General features: G+C 70.8%; 4 protein-coding genes and 1 pseudogene. 2 read left to right on the top strand and 3 right to left on the bottom strand.

The features are described from left to right. Positions 1–304, bottom strand: a pseudogene (locus I003_RS33800) (cytochrome P450); the annotation flags it as partial. A gap of 138 nt (positions 305–442) precedes the next feature. Here I003_RS33800 and I003_RS33805 point away from each other — a divergent pair. Then, positions 443–1,315: an SAM-dependent methyltransferase gene (locus tag I003_RS33805; RefSeq protein WP_078564552.1), complete on the top strand. Its 873-nt coding sequence runs from the start codon at positions 443–445 to the stop codon at positions 1,313–1,315. An 11-nt stretch (positions 1,316–1,326) separates the two neighbouring features. Here the strand turns inward: I003_RS33805 and I003_RS0129155 are convergent, their stop codons facing one another. Then, on the bottom strand, positions 1,327–2,406 hold the full coding sequence (locus tag I003_RS0129155; protein ID WP_027774675.1) for a sensor histidine kinase: 1,080 nt from the start codon (positions 2,404–2,406) through the stop codon (positions 1,327–1,329). After that, positions 2,399–2,527 (bottom strand): hypothetical protein, encoded by a 129-nt coding sequence (locus I003_RS37195; protein ID WP_486584459.1) that lies wholly within the window; start codon positions 2,525–2,527, stop codon positions 2,399–2,401. The genes I003_RS0129155 and I003_RS37195 overlap by 8 nt, the downstream gene beginning before the upstream one ends. Before the next feature lie 166 nt (positions 2,528–2,693). On the opposite strand from I003_RS37195, the gene I003_RS0129160 reads away from it, so the two are divergent. Further along, positions 2,694–3,449: peptidoglycan bridge formation glycyltransferase FemA/FemB family protein (locus I003_RS0129160; RefSeq protein WP_037722161.1), on the top strand; the 756-nt coding region annotated here is incomplete at its 3' end.

Genomic DNA, 3,449 nt, shown 5'->3' on the forward strand with positions numbered 1-3,449 from the left:
CCCGCCGCCACGGCACGTGTTCGTCCGCCGGCAGCGTCTGCACGTTGCCCGACTCCTGGAGGGGCTCCAGGAAGGCGAACAGTTTCTCCGGCCGCTTGTTGATCTCCGCGGTGGCCTCCAGCAGCACCGGATCGGCGACCGACACCGCCGTGTCCGCACCCGGCAGGGGAAAGCGGACCACCGGACCGAACTCCGCGTGCAGCTTGAGCTGATAGTGGTGCAGCCCTCCCGCCGCCACGATCGCCTTGACGCCGTCACCGCCCGCGGGCGGGCCGGGAATGCTGTCGATGCCGTCATCCGGCATGGCGCTCTCTCCTCGTGTCACGTCCCGGCAACGTTGCCAGCCGAAACCGGCCGTGGCCGGGCGCCTCCGTCGGCCGGTCGCTACGCTCGCATGGTTCCACGAAATCTTGTGCGCGGCAGGGGCATGGCAGGAGACACGATGAACGATCCGTCGTCGGACGGGAAAGGACGCGAAAGGGAAGACCACCTCCGGCTGCGGACCCCGGCCGTCCCGCGCATCTACGACTACTTCCTCGGCGGCAAGGACAACTTCGCCCACGACCGGGAGGTCATGGAGGAAGTCCGGCGGCACGTCCCCGACGCGCCCCTCATGGCGCGGGAGAACCGCGCGTTCCTGCGGCGCGCGGTCCGGTTCCTGGCCGGGTCCGGCATCCGGCAGTTCATCGACATCGGCGCGGGTATGCCGGTCGAGTGCGGCGGCCACGAGAACCTGCACGAGATAGCCCAGCACGTCGCCCCGGACTCGCGGGTGGCGTACGTCGACATCGACCCGGTCGTCGTCAGTCACGGCCGGGCGTTACTCGGCAGGTCGCCCCTGGTGGCCGTCGCCCAGGGAGACGCGCGGTATCCCGAGGACATCCTGGCCGACCCCGAGCTGCGTGAGGTCATCGATCTCCGCCGGCCGGTCGCAGTGATCATGCTGGCGATGCTGCACTTCATCGACGACGGGGCGGACCCGCCCGGGATCGTGGCGCGGCTGCGCGCCGCGATGGCACCGGGCAGCCATCTGGTCCTCACGCACTCGACCTCCGAGTTCGACACCGACGGCCGGGTCCAGAGGGCCGCCGACGTCTACAAGAAGGCCAGCTCCCCGCTCACGCTGCGCAGCTACGCGGAGATCAGGCGGCTGTTCGACGGCTTCGAGCTGCTCGACCCGGGCCTGACCACCGTGTCGCTGTGGCGCCCCGATCCGACGCCCGTCTCGGCGTGGTCCACCGCGACGGACACGGCCGCCCGTCCCGGTGCCGAACGCCAGTGGCTCTGCGCAGGCGTCGGGCGGAAGACCGGCTGACAGCGGCGCGCTCAGGCCGGACGGGGCAGTCGCACGGTGATGCGGAGCCCGCCGGCGGAGCGCGGGGTGAGGGTGAGGGTGCCGCCGTGGGCCTGGGTGATGGTTTCGACGATGGCCAGGCCGAGTCCGACTCCCGCGTGGTCGCTGTGGATGCGTTCGGTACCGCGCTGGAACGGTTCGGTCATCGTCGAGGCGAGCTGCGGGGAGATGTGCTCGCCGGTGTTCTCGACGGTGAGCTCCACACCGTCGAGGCGGATGCCGGTCCTCACCCGGACGGTTCCCCGTTCGGGCAGATTGTGGACGATCGCGTTGTGCACGAGGTTCGTGGTCAACTGCAGCAGGAGGGCTTGGGACCCGAACGCCGGGGCGATGTCACCGGAGGTCTCCATGGTGACACCGCGCTCCTCGGCGAGCGGGAGCAGTGTCTCGGCGGCCTCTTCCGCAAGGAGGGACAGGTCGACGTGTTCCCGGGTGAAGGCCCTCTGCTCGGCGCGGCTGAGCACGAGCAGCGCCTCGGTGAGGTCGATGGCGCGGGCGTTGACGGTAGAGAGGCGGTCGACGAGTGTGCCGGGCTCCCGGGCCGGGTCGTTGCGGGCCACCTCGAGGAGCGACTTCGATATCGCAAGCGGCGTGCGCAGTTCGTGTGAGGCGTTGGCCGCGAATCTCCTCTGCTCGGCGACGTGGGCTTCGAGCCGGGAGAGCATCGTGTCGAAGGCGTCGGCGAGTTCGCGGAACTCGTCCCTGCGGCCCGGGAGCCGGATCCGGTGGGAGAGCGACCCGTTCGTGGCCATGCGGGTGGCGTCGGCGATGCGGGAGAGCGGAGCGAGCATCCGGCCGGCGAGGATCCATCCCCCCAGGAGGCCGAAGAGCAGGAGGAAGATCATGACCGCGGCTGCCATGGGGGCGAATCCGCGCACGAAGTCGGTGCCCGGGGTAGCCCTCCACGCCCCCTCTTCGTTGACGCGCAGCCACCCTGCCCGCAGGAGGAACACGCCGATCGCCGAGAGCAGCAGGGCCCCCGCGAGCAGGAGGAATCCGGCGTAGCTGAGGGTGAGTTTGACGCGAACGCTCAAACCGGGCCGCCTAGGCACGGCCTCCTCCCCCGCGGCCGGTGCCGGGTGCCGCGTGGAAGCGGGCGATCGCTTCCCGGCGCAGGCCGTCGCGGAGGGCTCTCCCGGGACGGGGTTCGTCCCCGATGGTCACAGCGCGCATGCCTCTCATGCTACGAGTCGGTGCATATCGTCCACGTATCGGTAAGCGGGAAACCCGTCGGTGACGGAGCGTGACGCACACCGACAACTTACCTGTCGGTCACATGTCGTCCGCGTATCGAAAACCGCATACGTGCCGGCAACACCGCGCTGTCTTGACTCGCCGCATGTCCTACAGCGAGCCGGGCGGAACCACGCACCCACCAGAGCCGGGGGTCCCGGGCGCGAGCCTGACCGTCCGGCCGATCAGCGCCGCCGAGCACCTGGCCTTCGTACGGCGACAGCGGTCGGTCAGCTTTCTGCAGACCCCGGCGTGGGGCCGCGTCAAGACCGAGTGGCGCAGTGAGTCCCTCGGCTGGTTCGACGGCCGGACGCTGGTCGGCGCCGGGCTCGTCCTGCACCGGCCGGTGCCGCGGCTCGACCGCTTCACGCTGGCGTACCTGCCCGAGGGCCCGGTCGTCGACTGGACCGGCGAGCTGGACGCCTGGCTCGACCCGCTGGCCGCCCGTCTCAGGGCCGACGGCGCGTTCGCGATCCGGCTCGGCCCTCCGGTGCGTACCGACACCTGGAGCGCCGGCCAGGTCAAGGAGGGCATCGCCGACCCGGGCGTGAGGCGGCTCACCGAGGTGCCCGGGAACTGGACGGATCCGGTCGGCGCCCGCGTGACCGGCCGGCTCAGGGCCGCCGGCTGGCTGCCGCAGAACCCCGAGGACGGCTTCGGGACCGGGCATCCGCAGTTCAAGTACGAGATCCCGCTGGCCGGCAGGACCGAGGACAGCCTCCTCGGCGGCATGAACCAGCTCTGGCGCCGCAACATCAAGAAGGCGGCCAGAGCGGGGGTCGAGGTCACGGCAGGCGAGGGCGCCGAGGACCTCAAGGCGTTCCATGACCTGTACGTCCACACCGCCGAGCGGGACGGCTTC

This window comes from Streptomyces sp. CNQ329 (assembly GCF_000482585.1).

Coding starts and splice junctions, on each gene's coding strand:
- I003_RS37195 (WP_486584459.1), bottom strand. CDS start 2,527: ATGCGCGCTGTGACCATCGGGGACGAACCCCGTCCCGGGAGAGCCCTC.
- I003_RS33805 (WP_078564552.1), top strand. CDS start 443: ATGAACGATCCGTCGTCGGACGGGAAAGGACGCGAAAGGGAAGACCAC.